Raw genomic sequence first — 17,265 nt, 5'->3', positions numbered from 1 at the left:
TGGCGGCGTAGGTCCGGTGGTCCCACCGCCGGTCTACGCCGTCCAGGGCGACCCGGAATGTCACGCCTTTCCACCGGGCCCCCACCGGTACGGCGCCGGGCCTCAGACGCGTCTCGATCCACCCCGCCCCGCCCAGGTCCTGCCTGGTCGGGGCGTCTTGTATGGCCGGCTCGGATGGTGCCGTGGCGGCGCCGCGGGCGGTGCGCGCCGGCCGGTTCGAGGCAAGACGTCACCCACGCCCATTCCCGGCACGGGCGTACCGAGGGTTGTCAGTGCCGAACCCCTATTGCATACTGTACTCCCCATAACGCATACAGAAGCCTGTCTTTTGTGTGCGCTCGAAGGGAGCAGCCCGTGCGAGTCGCAGTGCTCGGAGCCGGCGCCATCGGCGCCTACGTAGGCGCGGCCCTCTGTCGCGCCGGAGTGGACGTCCACCTGATCGCCCGCGGTGCGCATCTCGCCGCCCTACAACAGAACGGAGTCCGGATCCTCAGTCCGCGCGGGGACTTCGCCGCGCATCCGCACGCCACCGACGACCCGGCCTCGGTCGGTCCGGTGGACTACGTCTTCCTCGGCCTCAAGGCGCATTCGTACGCCTCGGCGGGGCCACTGCTGTCCCCGCTGCTCGGCCCGCACACCGCCCTGATCGCCGGCCAGAACGGCATCCCGTGGTGGTACTTCCACAAGCTCGCCGGTCCGTACGAGAACCAGCGGATCGAGGCGGTGGACCCGGGCGGCGCGACCTCGGCGGTGATGGAGCCGGAGCGGGCGATCGGTTGCGTGGTCTACCCGGCCACGGTGATCGAGTCGCCCGGGGTGATCCGACACCTCGAGGGGACCCGCTTCTCGATCGGCGAGCCGGACGGGACGATCTCCCGCCGGTGCACCGAGTTCAGCGCCGCCATGATCGACGGTGGCCTGAAGTGCCCGGTCGAGCCGCAGCTCCGTGACGACATCTGGATCAAGCTGATGGGCAACGTCTCACTGAACCCGATCAGCGCCCTGACCCGGGCCACGATGATCGAGATCTGCGAGAACGCGGGGACCCGGCAGGTGGTCGCGCAGATGATGGAGGAGACCCTGGACATCGCGTCCCGGGTCGGCAGCCACCCGGAGATCTCCATCGCCAAGCGGATCGACGGCGCCCAGCGGGTCGGTCACCACAAGACCTCCATGTTGCAGGACCTGGAGGCCGGCAAGGAACTCGAACTCGACGCGATCGTGGCGGCCGTGGTCGAGATGGCCGACATCACCAGTGCCCCGGCGCCCACCCTGCGCACCGTCTACGCCGCCACCGAACTGCTCGCCAAGTCGGTCTCCCGGCGGGCCGCGAGCCCCACCATGGCCGCGGCCTGACCCTCGCCCGGCGGTCGGCATCCCCGTCCGCCCGGTACGGCACCCGACCACGCCGTCACCATCCCCCACCGACCCGTCCCCACCGCCGCACCCACGGCGGACCGGTAGCGGTCACGCGTCCGTCGGCTCGGTCGCGAACCGCACCACCGAGAAACAGCACCGTCGCGAACCCGCACCCCAGCCATCCCGGCCGGACGAAGCCTTGCCACCGGTCCGGGCAACGGCATACTGTATGCAGTACGCGCGAAAGGCTCAGCCGTGAACACCGGGATCCGGTGCCGGCCAGCCAGCGGCGCGACGCCGGCGTCCTCGGCGTACCAGACGCCTGACGCGACCCGGCCCGCCAGCACATCCGCAGGACACCCGCAGGACACCCGACGCCCTGGAGGCTCCCGTGCCCCTGATCCTCAAACCCGGCACCGCGTGGTCAGACGTCTATGCCCGATGCCGGGAGGTAGCACCCGAGGCGTTCCACGACGGCCGCCTCTGCAACTACTGGGACGGCCGCTGGCAGCCGGACGGCTCGCCGACCCCGGCGACCTCGCCGGTGGACGGTACGGCGATCGCGGGCCCGCCCCGGGTCACCGGGCAGACCGCGACCGCCGCGGTCCGGGCCTCCCTCGACACCCACCGGGTCTGGTCCCGGCTGCCGCTGGCCACCCGCAAGGCCCGGGTCAGCGCGGCGCTGGACGAACTCGACGCGCACCGCGACCTGCTGGCCCTGCTCCTGGTCTGGGAGATCGGCAAGCCCTGGCGGTTGGCCCGGGCCGACGTCGACCGGTGCATCGAGGGCGTGCGCTGGTACGTCGAGGAGATCGACGACATGGTCGACGGTCGCGCCCCGCTCGCCGGTCCGGTGAGCAACATCGCGAGCTGGAACTACCCGATGAGCGTGATCATGCACGCGATGCTGGTGCAGGCGCTGGCCGGCAACGCCGTGATCGCGAAGGCACCGTCCGACGGCGGGGTGAGCTGCCTGACCCTGGCCGTGGCCATCGCCGCCCGGCACAACCTGCCGTTCACCCTGATCAGCGGTGGCGGCGCCGAACTCTCCTCGGTGCTGGTCGCCGCGCCCGAGATCGGCTGTGTCTTCTTCGTCGGCGGGCGGGACGTCGGCAGCCAGGTGGCCGCCGGGCTGGTCGACTCCGACAAGCGCCACGTCCTCGAGCAGGAGGGACTCAACTGCTGGGGGGTGTGGGAGTTCGGCGACTGGGACCTGCTCGCCACCAACGTGCGCAAGTCCTTCGAGTACGGCAAACAGCGGTGCACCGCGTACCCGCGTTACGTGGTGCAGCGGTCGCTGTTCGACGAGTTCCTGGCCGCGTACCTGCCCGCGGTGCGCGGGGTGCGGTTCGGCCACCCGTTGGCGGTGGAGCCCGGTCAGGAGGAGTTCCCCGAACTGGACTTCGGACCGCTGATCAAGGACGCCAAGGTCAAGGAACTCGACGACGCGATCAACGAGGCGATCACCAAGGGCGGGGTGCCGCTGTACCGGGGTTCCCTCGACGGCGGCCGTTTCCTGCCGGGTCAGGACACCTCGGCGTACCTGCCGCCGACCGCGATCCTGGCCCCGCCGCCCTCCTCACCGCTGTTCCACGCCGAGCCGTTCGGGCCGGTGGACACCATCGTCCTGGTCGACACCGAGGCCGAGCTGCTGGCCGCGATGAACGCCAGCAACGGGGCCCTGGTGGCGTCGATCGCCTGTGACGACGAGGCGACGGCGCACCGGCTCAGCCGCGAGTTGCAGGCGTTCAAGGTCGGGATCAACCGGCCCCGGTCCCGAGGCGACCGGCAGGAGGTCTTCGGCGGCAAGGGCGCGTCCTGGCGGGGCGCCTTCGTCGGCGGCAAGCTGCTGGTCCACGCGGTCACCGAGGGCCCGGCCGACGAGCGCCTGTACGGCAACTTCCCGTCCCATGCCCGGTACCCGGCGGTGTGACCCTCCACCGCCAGCCGCCGCCCGTGCCGTCGCGACCGGCACGGGCGGCGGCGCCGGTCCCCGTCCACCGTCCGCCCGACCCGCAGGAGTCCCCGCCCATGACGGCACACGATCTCCGTTTCGACGTGAACCTCTCCATCCTGTTCACCGAGTTGCCACTGCTGCGACGGCCGGCGGCCGCGGCCGAGGCCGGATTCGACGCGGTCGAGTTCTGGTGGCCGTTCACCGAACCGGTGCCCTCCGACCGGGACGTCACCGCCTTCCTGAACGCGCTCGACGGCGCCGGGGTCCGGCTGGTCGGGCTGAACTTCGACGCCGGTGACATGGCCGCCGGGGACCGGGGGCTGCTCTCCCAGCCGGCGAACTCGGCCCGCTTCCGGGCCAACATCGACGCGGCGATCGGGATCGCCGAGGCGACCGGTTGCCGGGCCCTGAACGCGCTGTACGGCAACCGGGTGGACGGGGTGGATCCGGCCGCCCAGGACGACCTGGCCGCGGAGAACCTCGCGCTCGCCGCCGAGGCGGCCGCCGGTGCCGGCGCGATCGTGCTGGTCGAGCCGCTGAACATCGCCCAGAACCCGGCCTACCCGCTGGCCACCGCAGCGGACGTACGGGCGGTGATCGACCGGGTACGGGTCGGTTCCGGCCAGCACAACGTCCGGCTGCTCTGCGACCTGTACCACCTGGCCAGCAACGGTGAGGACCTGGACAAGGTGATCACCACCCACACCGGCCACATCGGGCACGTGCAGATCGCCGACACCCCGGGCCGTAACCAGCCGGGCACCGGCACGCTCGACATCGACGGGCTGCTGGCCCAGCTCGAACGGGCCGGCTACCGGGGTTACGTGGGCTGCGAGTACAAGCCGCTCGGCGCCAGCGCGGACAGTTTCGACTGGCTCCCCCGGCAGCGGCGCGCGTCCGCCCGGCTCTGACCCCGTACCCCGGGGTCCACCGCGGTCCGGGTGGCGGCGTACGCGGCAACGTGACCGCCACCCGGACGCGGCCCGGCCCCGCCCGGCCCGCTCCCCGAAGACTCCCGCTCCGTCCGCTGCCGAGCGTCTCCCCCGCACCCGAGAGGTATGGAAACCATGACCAAGATCCCCTGTATGGAAGCGGTGGTCGCCGTGCTCGCGTCGGAGGGCGTGGACATCGCGTTCGGTTGCCCCGGCGCCGCCATCCTGCCGCTCTACGCCGCCCTGAAGAACAGCGACATCAAGCACCTCATCGTGCGGCACGAGGAGGGCGCCACGCACATGGCCGACGGTTGGGCCCGGACCAACGGAAAGGTCGGGGTCGCGATCGGCACCTCCGGCCCGGCCGGCACGAACATGATCACCGGCCTGTACACCGCGCAGGCCGACTCCATCCCGATGATCTGCATCACCGGGCAGGCGCCGACGACAAAACTGCACCAGGAGGCGTTCCAGGCGGTCGACATCGTCGAGATCGCCAAGCCGGTGACCAAGTGGGCGGTGCAGGTGAAGGAGGCCGCCCAGGCTCCCTGGATCTTCCGGGAGGCGTTCCGGATCGCCCGGTCCGGTCGGCCCGGACCGGTCCTCATCGACCTGCCGCTCGACGTGCAACGCCAGGAGATCGAGTGGGACGCGTCGATCGACGCCCCGTTGCCGGTGACCCGGGTCGAGCCGCACCCGCCCCGGGTGGAACGGGCCCTGGACCTGCTGCTGGCCGCCGAGCGGCCGCTCATCCTGGCCGGCGGCGGGGTCATCCTCGGCGAGGCCACCGACCTGTTGCGCGAACTCGCCGAGACGCTGGACATCCCGGTCCAGGTGACCCTGATGGGCAAGGGTTCGCTGCCCGAGGACCACGACCTGTTCGCCGGCATAACCGGCATCCAGACCACCCAGCGGTACGGCAACGCGTCCTTCCTGGAGTCCGACCTGGTGCTCGCGCTCGGCGCCCGGTTCGGCGACCGGCACACCGGCGACCTGGAGACCTACCGGGGGAACCGGAAGTTCATCCACGTCGACATCGAGCCGACCCAGATCGGCAAGGTGTTCGGTCCGGACCTCGGCGTCGTCTCCGACACCGGCGCCTTCCTGGAGGCGCTGCTCGCCGCGGTGCGCCGCCGTGACGAGCGGGTCGACCGCAGCGAGTGGGTGTCGCGGGTGCGTACGCTGCGCCGCACGCTCACCCGTCGGGACGACTTCGACTCGGTGCCGATCAAGGCGCCCCGGGTGTTCCGGGAGATCAACGAGTTCTTCGGCCCGGACACCTACTTCGTCACCGCGATCGGCCTCTACCAGATCTGGTCCGGGCAGTTCCAGAACGTGTTCAAGCCCCGGCACTACCAGGTCTGCGGCCAGGCCGGGCCGCTCGGCTGGGAGATCCCGGCGGCGATCGGGGTCAAGTCGGCCAGGCCGGAGGCCGAGGTCGTCGGCGTGGTCGGCGACTACTCGTTCCAGTTCCTGGTGGAGGAGCTGGCGGTGGCGGCGCAGTACAACGTGCCGTTCGTGCTGGTGATGCTGAACAACGAGTACCTCGGCCTGATCCGCCAGGCGGAGATCGGCTACGACATGAACTTCGAGGTTGACATCCACTACGACGAGTACGGCACCGACAACGTCAAGATCATGGAGGCGTACGGCTGCTCCGGCCGGCGGGTGACCGAACCGGGCGAGATCAGCGACGCGCTCGCCTGGGCCAGCAAGGAGGCCCGGCGTACCAGCCGTCCGGTGCTGGTCGAGGTGATGATCGAGCGCGAGGCGAACACCGCCCACGGGGTCTCCATCGCGAAGGTCAACGAGTTCGAGCCGGTGCCCGAGGCGGAGCCGACCGCGCACTGACCGGACGTCACCGCCGCACCGGCGGCCACATCGAACCGACCAGCGCACGCCCACCTCCGTGGGCGTGCGCTGGCGGCACCCCGAGGTACGGGCCGAGGTCCGGCCGGAGGCAACGGCGCCTCGACATCGACGCAGCTCGTCACCGCTGTGGTGGCGTCGACGCATTGTTTCTCGGCGACTGTATGCTATGAACACATTCGATCGGCATCGCGTCCGGTCGATCCAGCGAAGCCGGAGGTTTCCATGACGGACTGGGACCAGAGCCCGCCAGCCGCAGCCAGCGGCGGACGACGGCTCGCCGCCGCACGAGCCGAGGCTCGCGCCGTACGCCAGCCGTTGGAACGCCCCGCACCGCTGCGCCAGGCGGTCTACGACGTGATCGCCGAGATGATCATCAACCGCGAGCTGCAGCCCGGCGAGCACCTGGTCGAGAACGAGCTGGCCGCCCAGCTCGGGGTCAGCCGGCAGCCGGTCCGGGAGGCCCTGCAACGGCTGCACAGCGAGGGCTGGGTCGACCTGCGCCCGGCGCTCGGCGCGTTTGTGCACGTGCCCACCGAGGCCGAGGCGGACCAGTTGCTGGCGGCCCGCACGCTGCTCGAAACCGAGTCGGCCCGGCTGGCCGCCCGGCGGGCGACGCCGGAGAACATCGAGCACCTCTGGGGGTTGCAGCGCGCCGGCGAGAAAGCGCTCAGCGACGACGACCAGGAGGGCATGGTCGCCGCCAACGCGGCGCTGCACGCGTACGTGGTGTCGATGTCGGGCAACAACGTGCTGGCCGAACTGATCGCCCTGGTCGACCGCCGGGTGCGGTGGTACTACCTGCCGATCGCCCGCTCCCGTGGCCGGGAGGCGTGGGACGAGCACGCCGCGCTGATCGAGGTGATCGCCAGCCGCAACGGCAAGCGCGCCGGCGACATGATGCGCCGGCACACCGAACGCACCCGGGAGAGCTACCACAAGCGGCGCAAGGAAGCCGCCGAGCGGGAGGCCCTGGCCTGACCTGAGGACGTCCGTACCGCCACCACCCGGACCGGGGTGGTGGCGGTACGCGTTGTGGCTGTTCGCGCCGGCAGCGGCATCCTGAAGGCCGCCGCGCGGACCCTCCGGGACCGTCGTCGCCACCGGCCCCACACGCCAGCGTCGACCGGTACGGCTTCCGCCGCGCCGGTCGACGCTGGTCCGGCCAATCCCCACTGGCCGTCAGTGCTGGTCCCCGAGGGCGAGCCGCCCCGCCCTAAACCGCAACCACCAATTCCGGTTTCGGGCCGAAGGCCCTCACTTGTACATGGTCTGGTTCATGGTGCCCGGGGCGTACGCGTCCGGGTCGACCCAGACGTTGATCAGCGAGGGCAGCCCCGACTCCCGGGCCCGCTGCAGCGCCGGACCGATGTCCGCCGGGTCGCGGACCTCCTCGCCGTAGCCGCCGAGCATCCGGGCGAACTCGTCGTACCGGACGTCGCCGAGGGTGTTGCCGACCCGGGCGCGGGCGGCACCGTACTTCGCCGCCTGGCCGTAGCGGATCTGGTTCATCGACGAGTTGTTGCCGACCACGCCGACGAAGGGCAGGTTGAACCGGACCAGGGTCTCGAAGTCCCAGCCGGTGAGGCTGAAGGCACCGTCGCCGAAGAGCGCGACGACCTCCTTGTCCGGCCGGCCGTACTTGGCGGCGAGCACGAACGGGATGCCGACGCCGAGGGTGCCCAGCGGCCCCGGGTCCATCCAGTGGCCCGGCGACTTCGGCTGCACCACACCGCCGGAGAAGGTGACGATGTCGCCGCCGTCACCAATGTAGATCGAGTCCTCGGTGAGGAACTCGTTGATCTCGTGAGCCAGTCGCAGCGGGTGGATCGGGCTGGCGTCGGAGAGCTGACGCGGCAGCCGCTTCTCGTACGCCGAGGTCTCCTCGGACCGCAGCTCGGCGAACCAGGGCTTGCGCCCGGCGGCGCCGTTGTCGATCCGACCGGACGCGGCCTGGGTCACCGCGGCGAGGATCGAGCCCGGGTCGCCGACCAGGCCCAGGTCGATGTCCCGGTTCTTGCCCACGGTGCGGTAGTCCATGTCGATCTGCACCACGGTGGCCCCCTTGGGCAGCCGGCGGCCGTAGCCCATCCGGAAGTCGAACGGGGTGCCCACGATGATGATGACGTCGGCGTTGTTGAACGCGTAACGCCGGGACAGGTGGAAGTGGTGCGGGTCGCCGGGGGGCAGCGTGCCGCGCGCCGACCCGTTCATGTACGCCGGAACGTTCAGCGTCCGGACGAAGTCGATCGCGGCGTCACTGCCCCGGCCGGTCCACACCTGGGTGCCCAGCAGTACGGCCGGCTTCTTCGCCTTGACCAGGATGTCGGCGAGCTGCTGGATCGCGGCCGGGTCGCCGATGCTCTTGGTCGAGGCGCGGTAGCGGCCGGGCTCGGGGATGGTGCAGTCGGCCAGGCGTACCTCGGCGTCGAGCACGTCACGCGGGATCTCCAGGAAGGAGGGTCCCGGTGCCCCGCTGTACGCCTCCCGGTATGCCATCGAGACCATGTCCGCCGCGCGCGCGGTGTGCGGCACGGTGGCGGCGAACTTGGTGATCGGGGTCATCATGTCGACGTGCGGCAGGTCCTGCAGCGAGCCCATCTTGTGCTGGTTGAGCGCGCCCTGGCCGCCGATCAGGAGCATCGGGCTCTCCGCGCGGAACGCGTTCGCCACGCCGGTCACGGCGTCGGTCGTACCCGGACCAGCGGTGACGACGGCGCATCCCGGCTTGCCGGTCGCCCGCGCGTAACCGTCGGCCGCGTGCGCGGCGACCTGCTCGTGCCGGACGTCCACCACCGCGATGCCCTCGTCGACACATCCGTCGTAGATGTCGATGATGTGGCCACCGCAGAGCGTGAAGATGACGTCGACGCCCTCGGCCTTGAGGGCCTTGGCCACCAGGTGTCCGCCCGAGATCCGCTCCGGGTCGCGACTCGGTTCGGCCAGGATCGGGTCCACGGCGGATTCCCTCGCGGTCTGAACCATGTTTCTCAACTCCCTTGAGTCGCCGCCGACGACCTGGGCGCGTGCGCGCCCCGAATCCGGCGGTGTTGGGCTGGAAAACTGCTCCGGGACGTACGCGGGCGCGGCGCGGCGGGCGCGCCCGGCGCACGGCTCCGCATCGGCTGCTCGACCACGGCAACCTCCCCTGTCCACGGGTGGGCGCGGTTCCGCGTCGCCGGCCGGGACGGGCCGGTCGGCGCGGACCGCGCGTGAAGTAGGACGCCAGCGGGGATCGCCGCACGGGCTCGATGTCGCTGACGAGTCATGGGGTTCTCCTCCGCCACCCTCAAGGATTGCATACCGTATGGGGTAGGCAATATCGTGGCTCATGTAACAGCGGAGTGTCTAGGGGGTAGCAGAAGGTTTTCCGCGAGAGCGGCGACCGCCTCCCCCCGTCTACCTCGGTGTCGTACCGACGCACCCTGTGACGGTGAGTCCGGCCACCCGTTCGCCTCGCCGACCGACACCTCCTCTCGCCACCCTGGACAACCCGGATCTGTTCACGGGTACGCCGTCCCGCACGTTTCGGCGGGAGTCACCGGGGGTAGTGAGCCAGCCGGGGTACGGAGTGCACGGGTCCAGGAGGGAGGGTCACTCCCATGCCCGGCGCGACGAGCGGCGAGACCGGGTCCAGCCTGCCGTGGCCTTGGTCACTGGATCAAATTTTGCATACAAAAGCCTGTATGCTGGAGCCCGAGCGGTCACGGGAATCGAGCAACAAGAAGCAGGCCCACGGTGAACGGAACCATCGCCCCCACGACCGGACGGACCCTCCGGTCACACCGGGGCTCCGGACAAACGAGGGACCAGGCAGACACTCGACTCCCGACGGCCCGGCGGCGGGGACCACGACGCGCCGGCGGACCAGCGGCGGACCACCAGCCGCCGCGCCGAACACCGCACCCGAGTCACCACCACAACGCCCGAGGGCCCGAGCCTTTCGGCCCGAGCCCTCGGCGACCACAGCGAGCACACGCGCCCGTCCCACTGGGGGCGACGAGGCACCCAGTCTCCGACGCGCGGCCGGTGCACACCCTCCCACGGGGCGTCGTCCCGCGGGATCGCCAAAACCCATCGAGGTGAGAAGGTCATGGCAACCCAAGGAGAGTTCGTTCGTTTCCTCAACCGAATCCAACGCGGACTCAACCTTCCGCGTGGCTTCAACGCCGACGGTCGTACCCTCGGGCTCGGCCTGGCGCTCGCGCTGGAGTCCCAGCGGCGAGCGGCCCGGCCGAGCGACGAGGAGATCGCGCGGCTGTTGAGCGAGCACACCGGCGACGACCTGGTCAAGGTGTGACAACTGTTCAGGACGCATCACGTTCCGCCATGGCGACCTCCGACGCACGTGGCTGATCGTCCGTTGTGACGGCGTGGGCGGCGGCGGGCTGGGGGGCCCGCTGTCCGTCCCGCCGGGTCTTCACCAGGCTGGCAACCGTGGTGACCAGCAGGGTTCCGATGATGACCGCGAGCGAGGCGACGATCGGCACCTCCGGTGCCCAACCGACTCCGTCGTGGTGCAGCGCCTCCAGCACGAGCTTGACACCGATGAACGCGAGAATCAGCGCCAGGCCCTTGCTCAGGTAGACCAGCCGGTCCAGCAGGGCACCGATCAGGAAGTAGAGCTGCCGCAGGCCCATCAACGCGAACGTGTTCGCGGTGAAGACCAGGTACGGCTCCTGGGTCAGGCCGAAGATCGCCGGGATGGAGTCGAGCGCGAACAGCAGGTCGGTGGTGCCGATGGCGACCATGACGATCAGCATCGGGGTCACCATCCGCCGCCCATCGATCTTGGTCAGCACCGACGCGCCGTGGTAACCCTCGGTCGTAGGGAGCACCCGACGGACCGTCCGCAGCGCGACGTTCTCCGAGAACTCGTCCTCCTGTTGCGGCCCCACCAGCTTGATCGCCGTGTAGATCAGGAACGCGCCGAACAGGTAGAAGAGCCAGTCGAACCGGGTGATCGCCTGGGCTCCGGCGGCGATGAAGACGCCCCGCAGCAACAGCGCGATCACGATGCCGATGAGCAGCACCTTCTGCCGGTACTTCACCGGCACCGCGAACCGGGTCATGATGATCACGAACACGAACAGGTTGTCGACACTGAGCGAGTACTCGGTGAGCCAACCCGCGAAGAACTGCCCGCCGTACGTGGCACCTGCCGTCCCGGTCAGGATGAGGCCAAAGACGACCGCCGCCAGGATGTAGAAGCTCACCCACGCCACACACTCCCGGAACGAGGGATCGCGTGGATTGCGGGCCACCAGGTAGAAGTCGATGGCGATCATCACGGCGAAGGCGGTGATGGTGACCGCCCACACCCAGTCGGGCAGATTCATGCCTACCTCCCGGTTCCGGGCCGCAGCAGCCGGCCCAACCCCTGCCCGGCGCCGCGGTTCCGCCGCCGGTTCTCCTTCGCCTGCCACTGGGCTTCGGCGTGCCGCAGGTAGAAGGCGTACAGCCGGTCGGCCGACGGGTTGTCGTCCTTGATCCGGCGCAGCCAGCCCGGCGCGAACCGCTCGTGCAGCCAACTGAACCCGATCGCGAACCCGAGACTGACCATCGCCTGGTACGCGAGGAACCCGAGCACGTCCGCCGGCAGTACCGGCCGGCCCGCGATCAGCAGACCGGCCAGCACCTCATGGGCGAGCCTGGCCAGCGGGAACCCGATGAACCAGTAGAGCCCCGCCGGTGCGAACACGCCGGGCGTGACGATCCCGGCCCCGAGCAACGCACCGAACCCGCCTCCCAGCAGTGCGAGCGGCAGGCTGAGGGCCACCCCGGTGGCCACCGCCCAGCCGATCGGTTGACCGACGATCAGGGCCAGTCCCAGCCCGGCCACTCCGGCGCTGGCGCCGATGGCGACGCCGGGGACCGCGATCTGGCCGAGCTCTCTCATCCCGTTGGTAGTCATCTCAGTTCACTACCACGCCGAAGCGGAGCAGGCTGTAGACGAGCATGCCCAGGTAGAACACCGCACCGAACCCGATGACCAGGTTCTGCAGGATGCCCGGCCTGATCGGTTTGGGCAACATCCGGTTGTTCACCAGCAGCAGCACCACGCAGTACATGCCCATGGCGAAGGTGGACAGGAAGGCCAGGATGTCGAGGATCGCGCCCGGACCGTCGGCGGGACCGAAGAGCAGGATCAGGATCCCGAACGTGATGACCCCCCAGAGGAAGCCGGCGTAGAGCTTCGACATGCTGAACCGCTTCGCCCCACGGACGAAGTGGTATGTCATGTCCGCCTGCCCCCGGGAGAAGGAGTCGAACAGGCCGAGCGTGGCGTTGAGGCCGATCAGCGCGATGAAGCCGAGGAAGATGCCGCGCAGGACCGGCGCGCCGGCCGAGGCGAAGGCGTCCGCCATGGCGGTGAGGGCGACCTCTCGTTCCCCGTCGCGGATCAGGTTCGCGACGTTCGGGCTCTCCCGGGCGGCGGTCTGGGCCAGCACGGTGAACGAAATGGTGACCAGCATCGTGATGCCCCAGAAGAGCAGCACCGCGTCGAAGGTCACCCACCTGCGCCAGCCCTTCCACTTGCGCATCTCGGCCGGGTTGTCGGTGTCGAACATGAAGCCGCGCGACGGCATCTCCTCCTGTTGGCCCGCCGCCCGCAGACCCCGGATCTTCGGGATGTGCGCGCCCATGCCGGCCCCGGAGTCGCGCAGGTGCAGCGTGTACCACATCTGCTGCATGCCGGACGGCCCGGCGAACGCGATCGCGCCGACCAGTACCGGGAACCAGGCGGCGGACATCGCCTCTTCGGGGAAGTAGCCGAACCGGAACATGCCACCGAGGGTCGCGGTGACGTCGCTCCACTGGCCGACCAGCGAGGCCGCCACGGCGGTGCCGACGACCAGCACGCCGATCAGGATGCCGAGCAGACCCTCCAGCAGGGGGTAGATCACCGAGGCCAGGCTGAACAGGATGCCGACCACGATCAGGCCGATGCAGGCCGTGACCACCCAGGGTACGCCACTGACCTCCTCGAAGGCGGCGGCGCCGGTGGACAGATGGCCCGGCCAGATATAGACCAGGATCGCCACCCCGAAGAAGAACCACATCAGTGGTTTGAACACCCGGGCGGCGCCGAAGAAGATGCTCTCGCCGGTCGCCATCGCGTACCGGGCCATTTCGAGCATGACGAACGCCTGCAGTGTCACACCGATGAGGAACAGCCACCGGATCTCCGGGCCGAAGACCAGGACCAACCGGGGCCACATGTACGCCTCGCCCATGCCCACGCCGAGTGCGACGAGGAACACGGTGGGGCCGAGCAGGTGGATCGAGGGTGGCGCGTCGGGAAGTTCCCGGATCGGCATCGGTTCGAGCTTGCCGGCCCGCCAGACGCGCTGTTCGCCGCCGACCGTGGGTGTGGTGGTGCTGGGTGGAGCGGTGGTCCCGCCCCCGTGGGGGGCGGGAGTGTTCGAAGCGTCCACGTTGGACCTCCTCGGGACCTAGTGGCTGGAGGGTCTGGGGGACGGAACCAGACCCTGACGTAATGTCCTGTTTGCCTCCTGGCCGCGGAGCGGTCGATGTCGCAGGTTTCCCCTCGGCGAGACCGGTGTGCCGCGGGTGTGTCGGATCAGCCGCTGGTGCTCGGGTCGGCCCCGACCAGACCGGCGGCCCGGGCCCAGCGGTACTTCGCACCGAGTACGGCGACCGGCTTCTCCGTGGTGTACGGGTAGGCCACGATGCCGTGCCGGTACAGGTGCTCGCTGGCCTGCTCTACCTCCACGTCGCCGGCGAGCGAGGCGACGACGGGCTTGTGGATGCCCTTGGCCCGGAACTCCTCGACCACGTCGACGACCAGCTCGGCGAAGACCATCGGCGGGGTGACGATGGTGTGCCAGTAACCGAGGATCAGCGAGTGGATACGGGGGTCGGAGAGACCGAGGGCGATGGTGTTGCGGTAGGTCGACGGTGGCTCGCCGCCGGTGATGTCGACCGGGTTGCCGGCCGCGCCGAAGGGCGGGATGAACTTGCGGAACGCCTCGTCGAGATCGCCGGGGATCTCCATCAGGCTCAGGCCGTTGTCGACGCAGGCGTCGGAGAGCAGGACGCCCGAGCCACCGGCGCCGGTGATGATGACCACGTTCTCGCCCTGCGGGGTGGGCAGCAGCGGGATGCCCCGGGCGTACTCGAGCAGGTCGTTGAGGCCGGGGGCGCGGATCACGCCGCTCTGCCGCAGGATGTCGTCGTACACCTTGTCGTTGCCGGCCAGCGCCCCGGTGTGCGAGCTGGCCGCCTTGGCGCCCTGGTCGGTACGCCCCGCCTTGAGCACCAGCACCGGCTTGGTCTTCGACACCCGCTTGGCGGTGTCGGCGAAGGCCCGGCCGTCCTTGAGGTCCTCCAGGTGCATGGCGATGAGCTGGGTGTTGTCGTCGGACTCGAAGAAGGTCAGCAGGTCGTCCTCGTCGATGTCGGCCTTGTTGCCGACGCCGACGATGGACGAGACGCCCATCTGCGCCGAGCGGCTGAAGCCGAGGATCGCCATGCCGATGCCGCCGCTCTGCGAGGAGAGCGCGACGCCACCCTTGACGTCGTACGGCGTACAGAACGTGGCGGAGAGGTTCTCCGGCGTGTAGTAGTAGCCGTAGATGTTGGGGCCGAGGATCCGTACGCCGTGCCGGCGGGCGATCGCGACGACCTCCTCCTGCAACTCGTGGTTGCCGGTCTCGCCGAAGCCGGACGGGATCAGGATCGCCCCGGCCACGCCCTTGGCGCCGACCTCCTCCAGCGCCTGCGGCACGAACTTCGCCGGGATGGCGAAGACCGCGACGTCGACCGGCCCCGGTACGTCGGAGATGCTCCGGAACGCCTTGCGGTCCAGGATCTCGTCGGCCTTCGGGTTGATCGGGTAGATCTCGCCCTGGAAGCCGCCGTTGACCAGGTTCTTCATCACCGAGTTGCCGATCTTGCCGGTCTCGGCGGAGGCGCCGATCACGGCGATCGCGGTGGGCCGCATGATCCGGTTCATGCTGGCCAGGATCTCGGCCTCGGTGAAGCGCTCCGGCGTCTTCGCCGCGTTCTCGTCGATCAGGATCCGCACGTCGACCGCGGTCGCGCCGGTCGAGGTGGCCAGCACCGGGTTGAGGTCGACCTCGGCCAGCTCCGGGAAGTCGGTGACCAGGTCGGAGAGGCGCTGGATCAGGCCGGCGAGCACCTCGCGGTTGGCCGGCTCGGCGCCGCGTACGCCGCGCAGGATCTCGGCCGAGGCGATGCCGTCGATCATCGACAGCGCGGTCACGTGGTCGGTCGGGGCGAGCCGGAAGGTCACGTCCTTGAGCACCTCGACCAGCACGCCACCGAGCCCGAAGGCGACCACCTTGCCGAAGGTCTCGTCGGTGACGGTGCCGACGATCACCTCGTGGCCGGAGGAGAGCAACTGCTGCACCTGCACGCCGACGATCCGGGCGTCGGCCTGGTACGCCTTGGCGTTGTCGATGATGGTCTGGAAGCCGTCGGCCACCTCGGCCGGGGTCTTCAGCCCGACCAGCACGCCACCGGCCTCGGTCTTGTGCAGGATGTCCGGCGAGACGATCTTCAGCACCACCGGCAGGCCGATCTCGGTGGCCAGGGTCACCGCCTCGTCGGCGCTGGTGGCGAGTCCTTCCTTCGGTGTCGCGATGCCGTACGCCTCGACCACCAGCCGACCCTCGGGTGCGGTCAGCGAGTCGCGGCCCTCGGCACGGACCTGGTCGAGGACCCGGCGTACCGCCTCGCGGTCGTAACTGGTTGCGATATCTGGCATTTCCTCGTCTCTCCTTCGAGCCGTACGCCCCGCCGGTGGTGGCGGACGCCTGTGAACAGCGGGATGGTCAGATCGCGCCGGCGGCGCGCAGGTCGGCGACCTGCCGCTCGTCGTAGCCGAGCTCGGCCAGCACCTCGGCGGTGTGTTCGCCGAGCAGCGGCGAGCGCTCGATCTCGACGGTCGAGTCGGACAGCTTGATCGGGTTGCCGACCGTCTTGTAGACGCCCCGTTCGGGGTGGTCGACGGAGACCACCGAGCCGAGTTCGGCGAGGGTCTCGTCCTCGATCAGTTCCTTGGTCGACAGGATCGGGCCGCAGGGGATGTTGTGGGCGTTCAGCTTCTCCATGACCTCCCACTTGGTGTGCTTCTCGGTCCACTCCTCGATCAGCGCGAACGCCTTGTCGAGCTTGGCCAGCCGGACCGCCGGGGTGTTCCAGGCCGGGTCGTCGGCGAGCTCGGGCTTGCCGATCAGCTCGGTGATCGGCTTCCAGCCCACCGGCTGGATGATCACGTAGATGTAGTCGTTCGGCCCGCCGGGCGCGCAGCGCACCGCCCAGCCGGGCTGGCCGCCACCGGAGGCGTTGCCGGAGCGCGGCACCTCGTCGCCGAACTGCTCGTTCGGGTACTCCCCCAGCGGCCCGTGCGCCAGCCGCTGCTGGTCGCGCAGCTTGACCCGGCACAGGTTCAGCACCGCGTCCTGCATGGCGACCTGGACCCGCTGGCCGCGGCCGGTGTTGGTGCGCTGGTAGAGCGCGGCGAGGATGCCGGCGACCAGGTGGATGCCGGTGCCGGAGTCGCCGATCTGGGCGCCGGTGGCGGTCGGCGGGCCGTCCTCGAAACCGGTGGTGCTCATCGAGCCGGCCATCGCCTGCGCGATCACCTCGTACGCCTTGAAGTTGGCGTACCGGCCGGGGCCGAAGCCCTTGATCGAGGCGTAGACCAGCTTGGGGTTGATCTCCTGGAGCCGCTCCCAGGGGAAGCCGAAGCGCTCCACCACCCCGGGTCCGAAGTTCTCCACCAGGATGTCCACCCCGGACACCAGGGAGGTGAAGACCTCCTTGCCCTGCTCGCTCTTCATGTTCAGGGTGATGCTCCGCTTGTTGGAGTTGAGCATCGTGAAGTAGAGGCTGTCCACATCGGGCAGATCGCGGAGCTGGCCCCGGGTGATGTCGCCGGAACCGGGCGCCTCCAACTTGATGACATCGGCGCCGAGCCAGGCCAGGATCTGAGTGGACGAGGGACCGGACTGCACGTGCGTCATGTCGAGGACCCGGATGCCCTCCAGTGCCTTACCCATGAGCCAACCTCCTGTACGTGACACGCCACGTGTTGCTGATCAGGGGAAAGAGACCCGAGATCCGCTCGGAGCGGGCCGGGCCTGACCGTCGGGTCAT

General features: G+C 69.8%; 12 protein-coding genes. 6 read left to right on the top strand and 6 right to left on the bottom strand.

What is annotated here, in order from left to right:
* Nucleotides 1-354: 354 nt before the first annotated feature.
* From ACI2K4_RS03150 to ACI2K4_RS03130, 5 genes are all read left to right on the top strand, one after another.
* The gene (locus tag ACI2K4_RS03150) at nt 355-1,356 is read left to right on the top strand and encodes a 2-dehydropantoate 2-reductase (RefSeq protein ID WP_404508292.1); all 1,002 of its coding nucleotides are present in this window, start codon (nt 355-357) and stop codon (nt 1,354-1,356) included.
* A gap of 394 nt (nt 1,357-1,750) precedes the next feature.
* Nucleotides 1,751-3,292, top strand: coding sequence for an aldehyde dehydrogenase family protein (locus ACI2K4_RS03145; RefSeq protein WP_404508291.1), 1,542 nt, complete (start codon nt 1,751-1,753; stop codon nt 3,290-3,292).
* Nucleotides 3,293-3,390: 98 nt separating this feature from the next.
* Nucleotides 3,391-4,227: a hydroxypyruvate isomerase family protein gene (locus ACI2K4_RS03140; protein WP_404508289.1), complete on the top strand. Its 837-nt coding sequence runs from the start codon at nt 3,391-3,393 to the stop codon at nt 4,225-4,227.
* A gap of 156 nt (nt 4,228-4,383) precedes the next feature.
* Nucleotides 4,384-6,099, top strand: a complete 1,716-nt coding sequence (gene gcl / locus ACI2K4_RS03135; RefSeq protein ID WP_404508287.1) for a glyoxylate carboligase — start codon at nt 4,384-4,386, stop codon at nt 6,097-6,099.
* A gap of 243 nt (nt 6,100-6,342) precedes the next feature.
* A complete protein-coding gene (locus ACI2K4_RS03130; RefSeq protein WP_404508286.1) occupies nt 6,343-7,098 on the top strand; it encodes a GntR family transcriptional regulator in 756 nt (251 codons plus the stop codon).
* Between the two features lie 276 nt (nt 7,099-7,374).
* Here the strand turns inward: ACI2K4_RS03130 and ACI2K4_RS03125 are convergent, their stop codons facing one another.
* Nucleotides 7,375-9,102, bottom strand: coding sequence for a thiamine pyrophosphate-binding protein (locus tag ACI2K4_RS03125; protein WP_404508285.1), 1,728 nt, complete (start codon nt 9,100-9,102; stop codon nt 7,375-7,377).
* A 1,108-nt stretch (nt 9,103-10,210) separates the two neighbouring features.
* On the opposite strand from ACI2K4_RS03125, the gene ACI2K4_RS03120 reads away from it, so the two are divergent.
* A complete protein-coding gene (locus tag ACI2K4_RS03120) occupies nt 10,211-10,417 on the top strand; it encodes a hypothetical protein (protein WP_404508284.1) in 207 nt (68 codons plus the stop codon).
* Nucleotides 10,418-10,424: 7 nt separating this feature from the next.
* On the opposite strand, the gene ACI2K4_RS03115 is transcribed toward ACI2K4_RS03120, so the two are convergent.
* From ACI2K4_RS03115 to frc, 5 genes are all read right to left on the bottom strand, one after another.
* Entirely contained in the window at nt 10,425-11,456 is a 1,032-nt protein-coding gene (locus ACI2K4_RS03115) for a TerC family protein (protein WP_404508283.1), read from the bottom strand.
* 2 nt (nt 11,457-11,458) lie between these two features.
* The gene (locus ACI2K4_RS03110; protein WP_404508281.1) at nt 11,459-12,016 is read right to left on the bottom strand and encodes a hypothetical protein; all 558 of its coding nucleotides are present in this window, start codon (nt 12,014-12,016) and stop codon (nt 11,459-11,461) included.
* 16 nt (nt 12,017-12,032) lie between these two features.
* Nucleotides 12,033-13,556, bottom strand: a complete 1,524-nt coding sequence (locus ACI2K4_RS03105; RefSeq protein WP_404508279.1) for an Nramp family divalent metal transporter — start codon at nt 13,554-13,556, stop codon at nt 12,033-12,035.
* A 146-nt stretch (nt 13,557-13,702) separates the two neighbouring features.
* Nucleotides 13,703-15,871 (bottom strand): acetate--CoA ligase family protein, encoded by a 2,169-nt coding sequence (locus ACI2K4_RS03100; protein WP_404508277.1) that lies wholly within the window; start codon nt 15,869-15,871, stop codon nt 13,703-13,705.
* A gap of 67 nt (nt 15,872-15,938) precedes the next feature.
* The gene (gene frc, locus ACI2K4_RS03095; RefSeq protein ID WP_404508275.1) at nt 15,939-17,168 is read right to left on the bottom strand and encodes a formyl-CoA transferase; all 1,230 of its coding nucleotides are present in this window, start codon (nt 17,166-17,168) and stop codon (nt 15,939-15,941) included.
* Nucleotides 17,169-17,265 lie beyond the last annotated feature (97 nt).

This window comes from Micromonospora sp. NPDC050397, from assembly GCF_044901685.1.
Classification (GTDB): Bacteria; Actinomycetota; Actinomycetes; order Mycobacteriales; family Micromonosporaceae; genus Micromonospora_G.
Note: the sequence above shows the minus strand (reverse complement) of the source record. Positions and strands in the feature narration are given on the sequence as shown.

Excerpts from the sequence above, each read along its gene's own strand:
- ACI2K4_RS03100 (WP_404508277.1), bottom strand. The coding sequence starts at position 15,871 with ATGCCAGATATCGCAACCAGTTACGACCGCGAGGCGGTACGCCGGGTC.
- ACI2K4_RS03130 (WP_404508286.1), top strand. The coding sequence starts at position 6,343 with ATGACGGACTGGGACCAGAGCCCGCCAGCCGCAGCCAGCGGCGGACGA.
- frc (WP_404508275.1), bottom strand. The coding sequence starts at position 17,168 with ATGGGTAAGGCACTGGAGGGCATCCGGGTCCTCGACATGACGCACGTG.
- ACI2K4_RS03115 (WP_404508283.1), bottom strand. The coding sequence starts at position 11,456 with ATGAATCTGCCCGACTGGGTGTGGGCGGTCACCATCACCGCCTTCGCC.
- ACI2K4_RS03125 (WP_404508285.1), bottom strand. The coding sequence starts at position 9,102 with ATGGTTCAGACCGCGAGGGAATCCGCCGTGGACCCGATCCTGGCCGAA.
- ACI2K4_RS03110 (WP_404508281.1), bottom strand. The coding sequence starts at position 12,016 with ATGAGAGAGCTCGGCCAGATCGCGGTCCCCGGCGTCGCCATCGGCGCC.
- gcl (WP_404508287.1), top strand. The coding sequence starts at position 4,384 with ATGACCAAGATCCCCTGTATGGAAGCGGTGGTCGCCGTGCTCGCGTCG.
- ACI2K4_RS03120 (WP_404508284.1), top strand. The coding sequence starts at position 10,211 with ATGGCAACCCAAGGAGAGTTCGTTCGTTTCCTCAACCGAATCCAACGC.
- ACI2K4_RS03140 (WP_404508289.1), top strand. The coding sequence starts at position 3,391 with ATGACGGCACACGATCTCCGTTTCGACGTGAACCTCTCCATCCTGTTC.